The sequence below is a fragment of the Variovorax sp. CCNWLW235 genome, assembly GCF_037204085.1.
Classification (GTDB): domain Bacteria; phylum Pseudomonadota; class Gammaproteobacteria; order Burkholderiales; family Burkholderiaceae_C; genus Variovorax.
This window is the reverse complement of the sequence record NZ_JBBCBW010000022.1, coordinates 25461-41409: the sequence shown is the minus strand read 5'-3', so window position 1 is coordinate 41409 and position 15949 is coordinate 25461. Positions and strand designations below refer to the sequence as shown.

Annotated in this window: 18 protein-coding genes; 8 read left to right on the top strand and 10 right to left on the bottom strand. The window is 67.4% G+C overall.

Translation table 11 applies throughout. The annotated features are described in order from the left end of the window. Positions 1-81: 81 nt before the first annotated feature. Positions 82-807 (top strand): maleate cis-trans isomerase family protein, encoded by a 726-nt coding sequence (locus V9L21_RS21065; protein WP_337314861.1) that lies wholly within the window; start codon positions 82-84, stop codon positions 805-807. Between the two features lie 36 nt (positions 808-843). On the opposite strand, the gene V9L21_RS21060 is transcribed toward V9L21_RS21065, so the two are convergent. Both V9L21_RS21060 and V9L21_RS21055 read right to left on the bottom strand, forming a co-directional pair. Then, positions 844-1248, bottom strand: a complete 405-nt coding sequence (locus V9L21_RS21060; protein ID WP_337314860.1) for a phage holin family protein — start codon at positions 1246-1248, stop codon at positions 844-846. A 67-nt stretch (positions 1249-1315) separates the two neighbouring features. Continuing rightward, the gene (locus V9L21_RS21055) at positions 1316-2224 is read right to left on the bottom strand and encodes a LysR substrate-binding domain-containing protein (RefSeq protein ID WP_337314859.1); all 909 of its coding nucleotides are present in this window, start codon (positions 2222-2224) and stop codon (positions 1316-1318) included. 183 nt (positions 2225-2407) lie between these two features. On the opposite strand from V9L21_RS21055, the gene V9L21_RS21050 reads away from it, so the two are divergent. From V9L21_RS21050 to V9L21_RS21040, 3 genes are read left to right on the top strand one after another with little or no spacing between them, the layout of a single operon-like run. After that, positions 2408-3607, top strand: a complete 1200-nt coding sequence (locus V9L21_RS21050) for an acyl-CoA dehydrogenase (RefSeq protein WP_337314858.1) — start codon at positions 2408-2410, stop codon at positions 3605-3607. A gap of 6 nt (positions 3608-3613) precedes the next feature. Then, the gene (locus V9L21_RS21045; RefSeq protein WP_337314857.1) at positions 3614-4849 is read left to right on the top strand and encodes a CaiB/BaiF CoA transferase family protein; all 1236 of its coding nucleotides are present in this window, start codon (positions 3614-3616) and stop codon (positions 4847-4849) included. 32 nt (positions 4850-4881) lie between these two features. Beyond that, the gene (locus V9L21_RS21040; protein ID WP_337314856.1) at positions 4882-5313 is read left to right on the top strand and encodes a VOC family protein; all 432 of its coding nucleotides are present in this window, start codon (positions 4882-4884) and stop codon (positions 5311-5313) included. Between the two features lie 345 nt (positions 5314-5658). Here the strand turns inward: V9L21_RS21040 and V9L21_RS21035 are convergent, their stop codons facing one another. Next, a complete protein-coding gene (locus V9L21_RS21035; RefSeq protein WP_337314855.1) occupies positions 5659-6117 on the bottom strand; it encodes a CopD family protein in 459 nt (152 codons plus the stop codon). 99 nt (positions 6118-6216) lie between these two features. On the opposite strand from V9L21_RS21035, the gene V9L21_RS21030 reads away from it, so the two are divergent. Next, a complete protein-coding gene (locus V9L21_RS21030; protein WP_337314854.1) occupies positions 6217-7050 on the top strand; it encodes an isocitrate lyase/PEP mutase family protein in 834 nt (277 codons plus the stop codon). 23 nt (positions 7051-7073) lie between these two features. Then, positions 7074-7655, top strand: coding sequence for a uracil-DNA glycosylase family protein (locus V9L21_RS21025; protein ID WP_337314853.1), 582 nt, complete (start codon positions 7074-7076; stop codon positions 7653-7655). Here the strand turns inward: V9L21_RS21025 and V9L21_RS21020 are convergent. Both V9L21_RS21020 and V9L21_RS21015 read right to left on the bottom strand, forming a co-directional pair. Further along, complete coding sequence (locus V9L21_RS21020; RefSeq protein WP_337314852.1) at positions 7652-9343, bottom strand: hypothetical protein; 1692 nt, start codon at positions 9341-9343, stop codon at positions 7652-7654. The genes V9L21_RS21025 and V9L21_RS21020 overlap by 4 nt on opposite strands. Positions 9344-9400: 57 nt before the next feature. After that, positions 9401-9595 (bottom strand): DUF1127 domain-containing protein, encoded by a 195-nt coding sequence (locus tag V9L21_RS21015; protein ID WP_337314851.1) that lies wholly within the window; start codon positions 9593-9595, stop codon positions 9401-9403. A gap of 90 nt (positions 9596-9685) precedes the next feature. Here V9L21_RS21015 and V9L21_RS21010 point away from each other — a divergent pair, with 90 nt between their 5' ends. Then, positions 9686-10576, top strand: coding sequence for a LysR family transcriptional regulator (locus V9L21_RS21010; RefSeq protein WP_337314850.1), 891 nt, complete (start codon positions 9686-9688; stop codon positions 10574-10576). Between the two features lie 2 nt (positions 10577-10578). Here V9L21_RS21010 and V9L21_RS21005 read toward each other — a convergent pair whose 3' ends face one another. From V9L21_RS21005 to V9L21_RS20985, 5 genes are all read right to left on the bottom strand, one after another. Then, positions 10579-11616: an aliphatic amidase gene (locus tag V9L21_RS21005; RefSeq protein WP_337314849.1), complete on the bottom strand. Its 1038-nt coding sequence runs from the start codon at positions 11614-11616 to the stop codon at positions 10579-10581. A gap of 163 nt (positions 11617-11779) precedes the next feature. After that, positions 11780-12286 carry a hypothetical protein gene (locus tag V9L21_RS21000; protein WP_337314848.1) on the bottom strand — a complete coding sequence of 169 codons (507 nt, stop codon included), beginning with the start codon at positions 12284-12286 and terminating at the stop codon, positions 11780-11782. 67 nt (positions 12287-12353) lie between these two features. After that, on the bottom strand, positions 12354-13292 hold the full coding sequence (locus V9L21_RS20995; protein ID WP_337314847.1) for a glutaminase: 939 nt from the start codon (positions 13290-13292) through the stop codon (positions 12354-12356). Continuing rightward, the gene (locus V9L21_RS20990; RefSeq protein WP_337314846.1) at positions 13289-14188 is read right to left on the bottom strand and encodes a DMT family transporter; all 900 of its coding nucleotides are present in this window, start codon (positions 14186-14188) and stop codon (positions 13289-13291) included. The genes V9L21_RS20995 and V9L21_RS20990 overlap by 4 nt, the downstream gene beginning before the upstream one ends. An 8-nt stretch (positions 14189-14196) precedes the next feature. After that, positions 14197-14640, bottom strand: coding sequence for a flavin reductase family protein (locus V9L21_RS20985; RefSeq protein ID WP_443305341.1), 444 nt, complete (start codon positions 14638-14640; stop codon positions 14197-14199). Positions 14641-14950: 310 nt separating this feature from the next. On the opposite strand from V9L21_RS20985, the gene V9L21_RS20980 reads away from it, so the two are divergent. Then, positions 14951-15943 (top strand): Bug family tripartite tricarboxylate transporter substrate binding protein, encoded by a 993-nt coding sequence (locus V9L21_RS20980; protein WP_337314844.1) that lies wholly within the window; start codon positions 14951-14953, stop codon positions 15941-15943. Positions 15944-15949 lie beyond the last annotated feature (6 nt).

Here is a 15949-nt window from a genome sequence, read left to right as displayed (position 1 = left end):
CGACATAATCATCAACAATCAAGCGGCCCGGAAGCGGTGATTACGCCGATGCCGGCCATTCGCACATAAAAAAGGAAGCCCATGACGCGCCCCCTTCGCCTTGGCGTGCTCACGCCTTCGTCCAACACGGCGCTGGAGCCGCTGACCAGCACCCTGGCGGCCTGCGTGCCGGGCTGCAGCGCCCATTTCTCGCGCTTCAGGGTGACGGAGATCTCGCTCTCGGCTGCGGGCCTGGGCCAGTTCGACGACAGCAAGATCCTTGCCGCCGCCGAGCTGCTGGCCGATGCGCAGGTCGACGTGATCGGCTGGAGCGGCACCTCGTCGGGCTGGCTGGGCTTCGATGCCGACCGGCGCCTGGTCGAGCGCATCCGCGAGCGCACCGGCATTGCCGCCACCACCGCGGTGCTGGCGCTCAACGAACTGCTGGCGCTGCGCGGCGTGAAGCGGCTCGGGCTGGTGACGCCCTACACCGCCGACGTGCAGCAGCGCATCGTGGAGAACTACCGCGCGCTCGGCATCGAGGTGGTGGCCGAGCGCCACCTGGGCATCCGCGTGAACCACGACTTCGCGCTGGTCGAGCCCGCGCAACTGATGGCGTCGATGCGCGAAGTGGCTGCCGCGCGGCCCGAGGCCATCACCACCTTCTGCACCAACCTGCACGCGGCGCCCCTGGCCGGGGCGTTCGAGGCCGAAACCGGCATTGCGCTGCTCGACACCGTGAGCACCACCGTCTGGGGCCAGCTGCGCGCCGTGGGGGCCGACCCGGCGCAGGTGCGCGGGTGGGGTGCGCTGTTCGGCTGGCGGTGACGGGCCCGGCTCAGGCCCGGACCGCGGGGCTTGCGCCTATATCCACTTGCCGCTGCCCGCCGGCATCTGGATATCGGTGGCCGGGTCGCCGCTGCTCACCAGTGCGCCAATTGCAATGCTCAGCAGCGAGATGAAGATGCTCGCAAAGAACGCGGTCCAGAAGCCCGAGAGCTTGAACCCGCGCACCAGCGCGGCCACCAGCATGATCATCAGCGCATTGATCACCAGCAGGAAGAGGCCGAAGGTCAGCAGCGTCAGCGGCAGCGTGAGCACGATCAAAAGCGGCTTGACCACCGCGTTGGCCAGGCCCAGCAGAAGGGCAGAGATCACCAGCGCCGAAGTGCTCTCGAACTTGAGGCCGCGGAAGATCAGGCTTGCGACCCACAGCGACAGCGCCGTAATGGCCCAGTGCACGAGAAAGGGGGCGAGGTTGTTCAGCATGTTGTGAAAGGCGGAAGAGGCGGAAGACGGCCCGCCTGGTGGTCCAGGCCATCATATCGGCAGCGTCTCAGGATGAGTCGCGCCGTGCTTCGGCCAAGAGCCAGTCGCTGAAGAACTTCAGCAGCGGCCGCTGGTCGGCCCGTTCGGGCGTCACGAGGTAGTAGTTGCGCTCGCCCGAGAGCGGCCGCGCGCAGGCCACCACGAGTTCGCCGCGCGCAAGCTCGTCGGCTACCAGCATGGTGGGCATCAGCGCCACGCCCAGGCCGTGCGATGCCGCCGCGGCCAGTATGGAAAACAGCTCGTAGCGCGGCCCGCCGCGCGCGTTGGGAGCATCGATTTGCTGCGCGTCGAACCACTGGCGCCAGCCGTCGGGGCGCGTGCTCTGCTGCAGCAGCGGCATCTTCGCGATGGCCGCGGGCGCCACCGGTTTGCCGCGCGGCAGAAGCGAAGGGCTGCACACCGGCACCACGTCTTCGTGCATCAGCATGAGTGCGCGCGTGCCGGCCCAGTTCTCGATCTGCGCGGGCGTGCCGGCGTACAGCGCGGCATCGAATTCGGCATCGGCAAAAAGAAAGGGCCGAGTGCGCGTCTCGATGTGCACCACCACGTCGGGCTGCAGCGCAGCAAAGCCCTTCAGCCGCGGCATCAGCCAGCGGGTGGCAAAGGTGGGCACGGCCGCCAAAGAGAGCGAGCCGCCCTCGCCCTGGTGCGCCATGGCGTCGAGCGTGTCGCGCTCCATGGCTTCGAGCCGCTTGGTGATCTGCCGCGCATACGCAGCGCCGCTCGCGGTAAGCGCGACGCCGTGGCGGGTGCGGCGGAACAGCGCCACGCCCAGAAAAGCCTCCAGCGTGCCGATCTGGCGCGACACCGCGCTCTGCGTGAGCGCGAGTTCCTGCGCGGCGCGGGTGTAGCTCTCGTGGCGCGCGGCGGCGTCGAAGCACACGAGGGTTTGCAGGGGCGGGATCTTGCGGCGCATGTATGCCGCTAGTGTATGACTGGGGCGCTGCTACCAATGGAAACGACTCCGTGCACAGCCTCAAGATGTGCATAGGGCGCATATCTGGGTGAGGATTCATCGTTTGCGCCCGGCCCCTTGCATGGCTAGGATCGGTCCATTCCCCCTCGGTTTCTTTTTTTCCCCTATTCCGGAGACAGCCACATGGCCGCCAAAGCGCAATTCCACTGGGACGACCCCCTTCTTCTCGACCAGCAACTGACCGACGAAGAACGCATGATCCGCGACGCGGCCAATGCCTACTGCCAGGAGCGCCTGGCCCCCCGCGTCATCGAAGGCTTTCGCACCGGCGAAACCGATCCCGCCATCTTTCGTGAAATGGGAGCGCTCGGCCTGCTCGGCCCCACCATTCCCGAGCAGTACGGCGGCCCCGGCCTCAACTACGTGGCCTACGGCCTGATCGCCCGCGAAGTCGAGCGCGTCGATTCGGGCTACCGCTCGATGGCCAGCGTGCAGAGCTCGCTGGTGATGGTGCCGATCTTCGAATTCGGCACCGAGGCGCAAAAGCAGAAGTTCCTGCCCAAGCTCGCCACCGGTGAGTGGATCGGCTGCTTCGGCCTGACCGAACCCGACCACGGCTCCGACCCCGGCAGCATGGTCACGCGCGCCAAGAAGGTGCCGGGCGGCTATTCGCTCAGCGGCGCCAAGATGTGGATCAGCAACTCGCCCATCGCCGACGTGTTCGTGGTGTGGGCCAAGGAAGTCAGCGAAACCGGCACCGTCGGCCCGATCCGCGGCTTTGTGCTCGAAAAGGGCATGAAGGGCCTCAGCGCCCCGGCCATCCACGGCAAGGTCGGCCTGCGCGCCAGCATCACCGGCGAGATCGTGATGGACGGCGTGTTCTGCCCCGAAGAAAACGCGTTCCCTGAAGTGCAGGGCCTCAAGGGCCCCTTCACCTGCCTGAACAGCGCGCGCTACGGCATCTCGTGGGGCGCACTCGGCGCCGCTGAAGACTGCTGGCACCGCGCCCGCCAGTACACGCTGGACCGCAAGCAGTTCGGCCGCCCGCTCGCGGCCAACCAGCTCATTCAGAAGAAGCTGGCCGACATGCAGACCGAGATCACGCTGGGCCTGCAAGGCAGCCTGCGCCTGGGCCGCATGAAGGACGAAGGCACCGCCTCGGTCGAGATCACCTCGATCATGAAGCGCAACAACTGCGGCAAGGCGCTCGACATCGCCCGCCTGGCACGCGACATGATGGGCGGCAACGGCATCAGCGACGAATTCGGTGTGGCGCGCCACCTGGTGAACCTGGAAGTGGTGAACACCTACGAAGGCACGCACGACATCCACGCGCTCATCCTGGGCCGCGCGATCACGGGCATTGCGGCCTTCGCGAACTAAGCACGCATGGCCAAGCCCGCAGCCCTGGACGGCATCAAGGTCCTCGATCTGTCCCGCGTGCTCGCGGGCCCGTGGTGCACGCAGATCCTCGCGGACCTGGGCGCCGACGTCATCAAGATCGAGCGGCCCGGCGTGGGCGACGACACGCGCACCTGGGGCCCGCCTTTCATCAAGGACGCGAACGGCAACGACACCGACCAGGCCAGCTACTTCACGGCCTGCAACCGCAACAAGCGCTCGGTCACGGTCGACATGGCCACGCCCGACGGGCAGGCGCTGCTCAAGCAGATGGCGGCGCAGGCCGACATCGTGGTCGAGAACTTCAAGACCGGTGGCCTCGAGCAATACGGGCTCGACCACAAGAGCCTGCGCGCGGCCAACCCGCGCCTCATCTATTGCAGCGTGACCGGCTTCGGCCACGACGGCCCTTACGCCGAGCGCGCGGGCTACGACCTGATGATCCAGGCCATGACCGGCATGATGAGCATTACCGGCCGCCCCGACGGCGAGCCCGGCGGCGGCCCGCTGCGCGTGGGCGTGGCGCTCACCGACCTGTTCACCGGCGTCTATGCGAGCACCGCCATCCTCGCTGCGCTGCAGGTGCGCGACCGCACGGGTGAAGGCCAGCACATCGACATGGCGCTGCTCGACGTGGGCATGGCCATCCTCGCCAACCAGGCGAGCGCCTTTCTCAACACCGGCAAGGCGCCGCAGCGCCAGGGCAACACGCACCCGAGCCTCGCGCCTTATCAAGACTTTCCGACGCAGGACGGTTCGATGCTGCTGGCCATTGGCAACAACGGCCAGTTCGCGCGCTTCTGCGAGGCGGCCGGCCACCCGGAGTGGGCGGCCGATGCGCGCTTTGCCACCAACACGCTGCGCGTGAAGCACCGCGGCGTGCTCATTCCGATGATGGAGGAGCTCACGCGCACGCGCACCACCGCCGATTGGGTCGCGCTGCTCGAAGACAAGGCCGTGCCCTGCGGCCCGATCAACGACATTGCCCAAGCCTTCGACGATGCACAGGTCAAGGCCCGCGGCCTGGCCGTGACGCTGCCGCGCGATGCGGGCGACGGCATCGAGAGCATCACCGGCGTGGCGAGCCCGCTGCGCCTGACAGCCACGCCGCCCGTGCTGCGCCATGCGCCGCCGGCACTGGGCCAGCACACGCGCGAGGTGCTGGCCGAGTTCGGTATCGATGCCGCACGCTTCGACACCCTGCGCGCGGCGGGCGTGGTCTAAGAAAGCAAGCAAGCAAACAAGGAGAGCAAGCCATGACGGACCCGATACACAGCCCACCGTTTTCGGTGCTGCGCATCGACCACGTCGTGCTGCGTGTGAAGGACGCGGAGCGCGCCATTGCCTTCTACCGCGACGTGCTCGGCTGTGCGGTCGAGAGGCGCCGCGAACACCTGGGGCTCGTGCACCTGCGCGCCGGCACCAACCTCATCGACCTCGTCACGCTCGATGGCCCCCTCGGCAAGCAGGGCGGCGCGCTGCCCGGCAAGGAAGGCCGCAACGTCGATCACATCTGCCTGCGCATTGAGCCCTTCGACGAAGCGGCGATCCGCGCGCTGATGGCCCGGCACGGCGTGCAGGTGAATGGCGAGGTGCAGAACAACTTCGGTGCCGAAGGCGACGGGCCTTCGATCTACATCACCGATCCGGACGGCAACGGCATCGAACTCAAGGGTGCGGCGGGCTGATCTGTGCCTACTGTTTGCCGCGGTATTGTTTTCAGCGCTGTTGTTCGTTCAGGGCAGCGCCCCCGCCGACGGGGTACCTTTCTCCGCGAATGTCCCCCGGCCTGCGGCCTCCTCCTTTATTTCGCTGCGCAAGGCACCCCGCCAGCGGGTGCGTGATTTAGAGCAGTCGTTGATCAGCGGAACACCAGCGGCGTGCCCCAGTGCACAGGGCATCGGGTGCTCCGCGCAGCGAAATAAAGGAGGAGGGGCGCAGCCCCGGGGGACATTCGCGGAGGGGAGTACCCGGTGGCCTGTGCACACGCCCTGAAACAGCGGCGCCCCCCAAACGAGCAACCACCAAGGCTCTTAACCTGCGCGCCCGACGATCGCCACGCCGAACACCACCACACCCAGCGCGAGGTTCAGGCTCACCAGCTTGCGGATCATGTCGAGCCGCCCGGCCGCGATGGGCCACGCGCTTTCGTCGACCGCGCGCCGCAAGGCCTTGAATACCGACGCACGGATGTAGACATAGATACCCGCCATGACGATGGCGATGCTCATCATCGCCTCGACGCGCCAGTGCACGCCGCGGAAGCCGCCCATCAGCAGGATCATGGCCACGCCGGTCACGAACAGCAGCGTGACCGCCGCATCCACGCCGACGAAGAAGCGCCGGAGCGCCGTGGCCATCATGCGCAGGCGCAGCGGCGGCTCCAGCGTGGCGACAGCAGCGGGGCGCACCGCAAAGTGCAGGGTGGCCATGCCGCCGACCCAGAAGACGGCGGCCAGAAGATGGATGAATAGCAGGATGACGTGTTGCATGGGGACCGATCAGAACACCGAAAGGCGCGAGTGCGCAATGCCGGCGCTGTTGCGTTAAAACTCCGTCTTTCGCATGCAAGAAAGAAAGACGAGGTTTCGATGACCCGCACCATCGCGCAAAAACGCGCCGACTTCCGCGCCCTTCACGAGAAGGGCTGCTTCGTGATTCCCAACCCCTGGGACACGGGCAGCGCGCGCTACCTCGAAGGCCTGGGCTTCAAGGCGCTGGCCACCACCAGTTCGGGCTTTGCGTGGTCGCGCGGCAAGGCCGACGGCGCGCTGGATCGAGGGTTGATCCTCGACCATCTGCGAGAGCTGGTCGCGGCCACCGACCTGCCGGTGAACGCCGATTTCGAGAACGGCTTTGCCGCGGATGCGCAAGGCGTTGCCGAGAGCGTGCGGCTTGCGGTCGAGACCGGCGTGGCCGGCCTTTCGATCGAGGACTCGACCGGCGATGCCGCGAACCCGCTCTTCCCGATCGACGTGGCCGTAGAGCGGCTGCGCGCTGCGCGCCAGGCCATCGACGCGGCGGGCGGCGACACCTTGCTGGTCGGCCGCGCCGAAAATTTCTTCGCGGGCCGCCCGGACCTGGACGACACCATCGCGCGGCTCAAGGCCTATGCCGAGGCCGGCGCCGATTGCCTCTACGCACCCGGCATCAAGACGCGCGAGCAGATTGCCGCGGTGGTCGCGGCCGTGGCGCCGAAACCGGTCAACCTGCTCGTAGGGTCGACGAGCGAGCTCACCATGCAGGACATTGCCGAACTGGGCGTGCGGCGCGTGAGCGTGGGCGGCGCGCTCGCGCGTGCGGCCTGGGGCGGGTTCATGCGCGCCGCGCGCACGCTGGCGGAAGAAGGACGCTTCGACGATTTTGCGGGCGCCGCCATGGGCAGCGAGCTCGACGGCTTCTTTCGTCCGTTCGGAAAGAGGTAGGCGAAGAGGACCCTGTGCCCGTCATGGATGCGCTGCTTGCGGATATCCGCAGCTGCAATGCATGCGCCGCTCACCTGCCGATGGGTGCGCGGCCGGTGGTGCAGGCCAGCGCCAGTGCGCGGCTGCTGATCGTCGGCCAGGCCCCCAGCCTGACGGTGCACACCACCGGCGTGCCGTGGAACGACAAGAGCGGCGAGCAGTTGCGCCGCTGGCTCGGCATCGACCGCGATGTGTTCTACGACCCCGCGCGCGTGGCGATCATGCCGATGGGCTATTGCTACCCGGGCCGCGGCAGAAGCGGAGACCTGCCGCCGCGAAAGGAATGCGCCGGTCTCTGGCACGAACGCCTGCTTGCGCAGATGAAGCACATCGAACTGACACTGCTCATCGGCCAGTATGCGCACCGCCATTTCCTGGGCAGTGCCAGCAAGGGCGGCGTGACCGAAACCGTCGAAGCCTTTGCTGAATACGCGCCGCGCTTCATCCCGCTGCCGCACCCGTCGCCGCGCAACACGGGCTGGTTTAAGCACCATCCGTGGTTCGAGCGCGACGTGCTGCCGGTGCTGCGCGAGCGCGTGCGCCATGTGTTGGCAAATGCCGGCTAGCTGAGCTTGCCCGATTTTCGAACAGCCTTCTTCCGCACCGCGGGCCTGCGCGGCGGCTTTGTCTCCAGCACGAGTTCAGCCGGCAGCGTGTCGTTCCATGACTCCGTGAAATAAGCGCGGTCGCTCGGCACGAGCTGCGGCAATGCTTCGCGCAGCAGGCACAGCGACTGTTCGGCCGCTTGCAGGTCGCCCGCATGCGCCGCGTACCAGGCGTGCTCGAAGAGCAGGCTGCAATGCTGCAGGCCCGGATAGCGTCGGCGCCCGGCCAGGTGGTCGGCCAATCGCGCCTGTGCCACATCGACCCAGCGCGCAGGCCAGTGCGCTGCATCGAACGCATCCGCAAGCGGCCCGGCGAGCTTCGATATCGCGGCCGGGTCCAGCGGTTTCTGCGCGCGAAATTGCGCGAGCGTGGATTGCGGCTCTGCGCGGCAATGGCCGCGCGCGATGCGCATCAGGTAGATCGCGTTCCATGCCGAGCGGCCTTGCCCGTCGGTGTGGCCGCAGAGCCACTCGCTGAAGGCAATCCACTGCACGGCGCGGCGCGTGGTGTCGGCATTGCCGTCATGCGTCAGGGCCGGCAGGTCGGAGAGGCCGACGCGGTCGAACAGCCATGCGGCCATGCCCATGTTGGCGGCCACGTGCTGCGCCGCGTCGAAGGAGTGCGACTCGAAGGCCGCGGCCAGCGCCTCGCCGAAGCGGCGCAATGCCTCTTCGGCCAGTGCCGCGGCGGCGGGCTTGTCGTCGGCGGCAAGACCCAGTGCGCGCGAGCGGCACACCAGCGCCCAGAGGTTGCACCACTCGAAGCGCACGTCGGGGTGGTGGCGCAGCACCAGGCCGCGCGCCGCATCACCGGCCATGCCGCCCAGCAGCGATTCGGCCAGCGGCAGGTCGCGCGCGGTGTAGGCGCACCACGCCGAGACGATGCATTCCATCGCACCCAGGTAGTCGTTGCCCGCCACATGGTGCGCGAGGCGCTGCTTCTTGAGCGCCTGCAGCCGGCGGCGAGCCTGTTCGTTGTCGCCGAGCCGGCGCCACAGCATGGCCTCGTTGAGCGTGACCAGCGCGCGCTGGAAGTCGGTGGCGGCCAGCGTGCCGGCCAGGCGGATGGACTCGAGCGCGCTGGCCGGTTGACCCGGCGTGCCGCCACCCGCCACCGGCGCCATGAGCCGGCCTTGCCGCGCCGCCTGCTGAGAGGCGACCAGCTGCTTCCAGAACGCGGCGTCTTGCAGGTGCACGGCATCGGGCGGCATCGGCGAGCCTGGCTCCGCTGAGGCCAGCTTGCGCGAACGCAGCCCGAGAAAAGACGCCACCTCGGCCGCCGTGGCGGCGCGGCCGCCCACCAGCAGGCGTACACGCTTCGCCTCCGCCGCGGGCAACCAGAAGGGCCCTTGGCTGCGCCGCTCGTCGTTCAGGAAGCGCGGCTCACGCTGCGTGTCTTCGCCCCAGCCGACCTCGACATTCCACGCCTTGAAGTCGCGGAAGGCTCGGCTCACCACCATGCGCAGCGTGCTCGCGCCGGTGACTTCGCCGCGAAGGTCTGACAGCCGCACCAGGCCGCCTTCGGCATCGTGCGCGTGCTTCATGCGCGCAAGCAGCCAGAGCGACTGGAAGGCCGCGCGGCGGCCGTTCACCGATTGCGGCGAGGTGAGTTCGATGGAAAGCGGGGTGGGAGCAGCGGGTTTGGGCACGCCCCGGATTGAACCTCAAATTGCGCGTCGGCGTCTGAAGGTCGAGGCGGTTTTCTTTCAGTACTTGTCCCGCTCCGTCAACGCTTGGACCTGGCTGCGCCCGATGCCCAGGTCTCGCAGCTCGTGGTCGCTCATGCCGGCCAGATGCTGCGAGTCCGCGCGGTTGCGGCGGTGCTCCGCGGCGCGGCGGCGCAAGCTGCGCAGGGCACGCATCAGGCGTTGATGAAAGGGCGAGTGCGTTGGCGCTGTCACGATGGGCTCCTTGTTGGGGAGCACCGATCTTCCGGCGAGGCATGCTATTGTGGAAGTTGAGATTCCTGACACTTCCAATCAGCATTTCTGATGCGACACCTCAACCTCGACCAGCTTCGCACGCTCATTGCCATTGCGGACCTTGGCACTTTCTCGGCGGCGGCCAATGCACTGCACCTTGCGCAGCCCACGGTAAGCCTGCACATCAGCGAACTCGAATCGCGGCTGGGCACATCCCTGGTGGTGCGCGGCAACCGCCGTGTCACGCCCACCGCGGCTGGCGCGGCATTGGTCGAGCGCGGACGCAAGCTGCTGCGCGACACCGACGACGCCATCGAAGCCGTCAAGCGCCAAGCCGAGGGGCGCACCGGCCGCGTGCGGCTGGGCACGTCCACCGGCGTGGTGGTCGACCTGCTGCCGCAGGTGCTCGAGGCATTGGGCGTCGGGCATTCGGGCATCGACGTGGAGGTGAGCATCCTCGGCTCGAACGACGCGATGTCTCGGCTGGCGGCGGGCACGCTCGACATCGGCCTGGTGGCGGTGCCGCAGCCGCCGCTGCGCGATCTGGTCGTGACGCCTTGGCGCGACCAGCCCATGATGGCCTTTGTGCCGCAGCGCTGGAAGGCGCCCAAGCGCGTGACGCCCGCGTGGCTGGCGGCGCAGCCGCTGATCTTCAACGAGGCCACCACGCACATGTACCGGCTCACCATGGAGTGGTTTGCGGCGGCGGGTTTCGCGCCGCGCGCGCGCATCGAGCTGAACTACGACGCTGCCATCCGCAGCCTGGTGGCGGCCGGCTACGGCGCCGCGCTGCTGCCGCTGCAGCAGTCCACCGACGCGGCGCTGAACGAGCGCATGCAGATCTTGCCGGTCACGCCCAGGCTCACACGCCGCCTTGGCATTGCACACCGCCAGCGTGCCACGCTCGACGGCGCCACGCTCAGCGTGTTGAAGGTGCTGACGGAGTTTCGCCAGCTCTGATTTCAGCTGCTGCGCGTGGGCTCGTTCGGAAGGCCTTCGATTGGGCACTCGGCGGTGCCGATGGTGCTGCGTGTGAACGACTCCACCTGCTTGCGCGCGGCTTCGGGGTCTTCGATCCACTGCTTGTAGAAGTCGAACGGGCATTCGGCCACGCCCTTGTCGCCGTCGCCCGAATTGATGACGCCGGTGTAGCCGCGGTGCATGAGCTTGAACAGGTGGTTCTGCGACTGGCCGTTCTTGCGCGCATCGCGGATCAGTCCCATGGAAAGCTCGGCGTAGTTGATGCCCATTTCTTCCTCGCCGCATTCGCCGAGCGTGCGGCCGTCGAAGCCGATGATGGCCGAATGCCCGAAGTACGAGTACACGCCATCGAAGCCCGCCGCGTTGGCCACCGCCACGTAGGTGTTGTTCATGAAGGCCATGGCCTTGGAGACAAGAATCTGCTGCTCCTTGGCCGGGTACATGTAGCCCTGGCAGCGAATGACGAGTTCGGCGCCGCGCATGGTGCAGTCGCGCCAGATCTCGGGGTAGTTGCCGTCGTCGCAGACGATGAGGCTGATCTTCATGCCCTTGGGGCCGTCGCTCACGTAGGTGCGGTCGCCCGGGTACCAACCCTCGATGGGCACCCACGGCATGATCTTGCGGTACTTCTGGACGATTTCGCCCTGGTTGTTCATGAGGATCAGCGTGTTGTAGGGCGCCTTGTCCGGATGCGCCTCATGCCGCTCGCCGGTCAGCGAGAACACGCCCCACACGTTGGCGCGGCGGCAGGCGTCGGCAAAGATGGCAGTCTCCTCCCCGGGCACGGCGGCGGCGGTGTCGTACATCTCCTTCGCGTCGTACATGATCCCGTGCGTGGAGTATTCGGGAAAGATCACCAGGTCCATGCCCGGCAGTCCCTTCTTCATGCCGACCAGCATCTCGCCGATCTTGCGGGCGTTGTCCAGCACCTCGGCCTTGGTGTGCAGGCGGGGCATCTTGTAGTTGACGACCGCGACGCCCACGCAATCGCTGCTGCTCGAAATATCACCATGTCGCATGACGCTGCTCCTGAAGGATGGTTGAGAAACAAGAAAAAAAGCCCGGGCCGGGTGTTCATCCGGCTCGGGCTCGTCTGCGGTGCGGCGGTGGGTGTCGTCGAAGCCGATTGTTCTCAACTCAGCGGGGGCTGCCCATACGTCATTTCGCTGATTGCGGCGGCCTTCAGCGAGGGCGTGCGTAGTCGGACTCGATCCAGGCCGTGGCGCTGGACGTGGTGAGCCTGAAGGCCGGCGAGACGTTGACGCTGGCAAGCTCGGTGTCGTCCGCATCGTCGTGCGCGGTGAGCGTGGCGGAGGGGCTGTCCTCGTCGGGAACGATGGCGAGCGACACCCGCACGCGCTGGTCATTGCGCGCGGTGACGGTCACGCTCTTGTTGAGCGTGGCGTGCAGCTGCTGCTCATGGCGGCGAATGACTTCGGCGGCGGTCTTCACCAGCGTTGAAAACGCGGGCCCGTCGAGCGGCTTGGGGTTCTTCTTGTCGCGGCCCATGGTCCAGGGGCCGACCAGCGCAGGCTCCGGGTCTCCGTGGCGGGTCATCTCGACAGCCCAGCCGTCGTCTTCCTCGTTCTTGATGACGCGGGCGGTCCATTGGCCGTCGCGCCAGAGGCGGGCTTCCTGAAGGGGGAGGGTGTCGTCGGAGTCGGTGGTGGAATCTGTGGCTTCGGTCATTCGGATGCTTGTGAGGGCGTGGATTTGCGCGCGGCCATTTTCGCCTGCGCCAGCGGGCGCTCAGCGCTCAGAAGACCGACAGCCCGGTGCGCGCGACGAAGAGCTCCAGCGCCTTCATGCCGAGCAGCGAGTTGCCGGTGGCGTCCAGCGCGGGCGACCAGACGCACAGCGTGAGCCTGTCGGGCACCACGGCCACGATGCCGCCGCCCACGCCGCTTTTGCAGGGCAGGCCGATCGAAAACGCCACATCGCCCGCGGCATCGTAGGTTCCGCAGGTGAGCATCAGCGAGTTGATGCGCCGCGCCTGCCGCTCGCCGGTAACGTCGGCCTGGCCGTCGATCGGATGCGCACCGTCGCGGCACAGGAACGCGGCCGCCCGTGCGAGCTGGCGGCAGTTCATCCGCAGCGCGCACTGGTGAAAGTAGGTGCCGAGCACATCGGCCACGTCGTTGTCGATCTTGCCGAAGCTCTTCATGAAGTTGGCCAGCGCGACGTTGCGAAAGCCCGTGGCGGCTTCGGACTGCGCCACCTCGTCGTCGAACGCGATCGGCTCTCCGCACAGGCTGCCCATCAACGCAAGAATGTCGGCCTTTGCGCTGCCGCCGGCAGCAAGCGCCTGGCTCACCAGGCGGTCGGCCACCGCAATGGCGCCCGCATTGATGAACGGATTGCGCGGCTTGCCGTGCTCGTTCTCCAGTTGCACCAGCGAGTTGAAGGGGTTGCCCGAGGGCTCGCGTCCGATGCGCTCCCACAGCGCATCGCCCATGCGCTGCATGGCGAGCGTGAGCGTGAAGAGCTTGGACACGCTCTGGATCGAGAACGGCGTTTCGGCATCGCCCGCAAAAGCCTCTGCGCCCTGGCAGGTGCGCAGCGCAATGCCGAGCTGCCGCGGGTCGACGCTGGCCAGCGCGGGAATGTAGCTGGCCACCGTGCCGGCCTTGCCCAGCAGCGGCCGCAGCGTGGCGACGATGTCGTCGAGCACCGGCTGGAAGTCTGTGTCCTTCATGCCCGCGCCTTTCGCCGATTGACCATCACGATGCCCAAGGCGACACCCACCAGCGCGAGCATCAGTTGCAATGTGAGCGGTTCGCTGAGCAGCACCACGCCGAACACCAGCGCGAACAGCGGCGTCAGAAAGCTGAACGACGACATCTGCGTGGCGGGGTAGTGCCGCAGCAGCCACATCCACGTGAGATAGCTCGCGAACGCACCGATCACGGTTTGCAGGCCGATCGAGGTCCACGCCCAGGCCGAATACGAGAAACCCCACTTTTCGCCCAGCAGCAGCGAGATCACCGGGCACACCGCGGCGGTCACGCCCACCTGATAGAACAAGGCCTTCTCGGCGCTCGCGGTCGCAAGCCGCGTGGTGCGCAGTGCCAGCGTGGTCAGGCCCCAGAGCATGCCGCCGACGAGCCCCATGGCATCGCCCAGCAGCTGGTTGGAGCTCGAGTGCCCGAAGCCCTCGCTGAACGCGAACACCACGGCCGCGAACGCGATGACGAGGCCCGCCCATTGCAAGCCCCGCAGGCGTTCGGCCGGCACCCAGCGCGGCAGCAGCAGCGACACCCAGAAAGGCGCGGTGTACAGAAACACCGTGAGCCGCGAGGCCGAGGTGTGCTGCAGGCCCAGGTAGATGCAGGCGAATTCGCCCGCGAAAAGCAGCCCCACGAGCAGGCCGCCCGGCAGCGTGCCGTCGCGCTCGAAAAGCGGCACCCGGCGCGACACGCACCAGAGCCACAGCAGCGCCACCGCACCCGCCATGCGGATGGAGGCCTGCCAGAGCGGCGGCACTTCGGTGACGGTGGTCTTGATGAGAATCTGCTGCAGCCCCCAGAACGCGCAGCATGCGATGAGAAGGCCGATGGCGAGGGAGTCGAGGTGGGTCTTGCGCTGGATCATTCGTCGGGTCAGAGCGGATGCTCGGTGTAGAAGCGCCCGCCATGGAACAGCAGCGGAGAGGCGCCCGCGTTGTGCGTGCAGCGCTCCACCTCGCCCACGAAGATCACGTGGTCGCCTTCGTCGTAGCGGCTGCGGTTGAAGCATTCGAAGCTTGCCGCCGCACCCGCCAGCACCGGCGCACCGCCAAGCCCTTCGGTAAAGGCCACGTCCGCCCAGCGGTCGATGTTCTTGGTGGCGAAGCGTTCGGCCAATTCCTTCTGGTTGGCCGAAAGGATGTTGATGGCGTAGTGCGAGCCGGTGCTGAGCGCCGGCATCGAGCCCGCGGCGCGCGCCAGGCTCCACAGCACCAGCGGCGGCGCAAGCGACACGGAGTTGAACGAATTCGCCGTGAGGCCGACCAGCACGCCGTCGGCCGAACGCGCGGTGACGATGGTCACGCCCGTGGCAAACATGCCGAGCGCGCTGCGGAATTCTTCGGTCGAGAAGGAAGGCGGTTGCGCCTGGGCGGGAGCGTTCACGGAAAAGCCAGAGAGTGCGCAGGATGACGCCGCTCTATTCTGGCCGAAGGCCGGGCGGGCCGCCGGCCGGTGCCTCCGCGGTGCCTGCAATCTTTCTGATGATCAGATGAAGTCGCTGTGAGCCAGGCCCCACATGTACGAAAACACATAGGGAAATCTCTTATGTGTTCTTATTAACTTAACACTGATAAGATTAAATCGCGCCCTGCCACTGCCCGGGGGCGAGCCATAAAAAGGAGACGACATGCTCGGACGACAACTCTCTCGGCGCCTGCGGCAGTGGGTGCCGCTCGCCTTGCTCGCGCTCTTTGGCGCCGCGGCTTCGGCCGCCGGCGCGTACCCCGACCGGCCGATCCGGCTGGTTGTGCCCTACACGGCGGGGGGCATCAGCGACGTGCTGGCGCGAACGCTGGCCGAACGCATGCGCAAGGACCTGGGCCAGCCGGTCATCGTGGACAACAAGCCCGGCGCCAACACGGCACTGGGTGCGCGCCTGGTAGCCTCCGCCGAGCCCGACGGCTACACGGTGCTGTTTGCCACCGGCGCCACGGCGGTGCTGAATCCGCTGCTTTATCCCAAGCTGTCCTACAACCCCGAGAAGGAGCTGCAGCCCGTGGCCCGCATTGCGGTCACTCCGATCGTGATGCTGGTCGGCAACAGCTCGCCGCACCGCACGCTGCGCGACTTGATCGCTGAAGCCAAGGCGAACCCCGGCAAGCTCAACTACGCATCCACGGGCACCGGCAGTTCGTTGCACCTGGCCGTCGAACTGCTGCAAAGCGCCACCGGTGTCTCGCTGATGCATGTGCCCTACAACGGCAGCGCCCCGGCCCAGGCCGCATTGATGGCTGGCGACATCCAGTTCTTTGCAGACTCCACGGGCAGTGCCATGGGCCTGGTGCGCGGCGGCAAGCTGCGCCCGCTCGCGGTGACCACCCGCGAGCGGCTGCCGGCCCTGCCCGATGTGCCGACGGTCGCCGAGAGCGGCTACCCCGACTACGAGGTCACCACCTGGTTCGGCCTCATGCTGCCCCGCAACGCGCCGCCCGATGTGGTGAACCGGCTGAACGCCTCCGTGGCGCAGGCGGTGGCCGACCGCAGTTTCCGCGACCAGTTCGAGGCACTCGGCCTGGTGGTGCCGCCGGCGCTGACGGCCGCCGAGTTCAACACCTACATCGGCCGCGAGCGCGAGCGCTGGGCGCCGCTGATCCGCGCCAAGCAGATCGTCCTCGAGTAAGTCTCA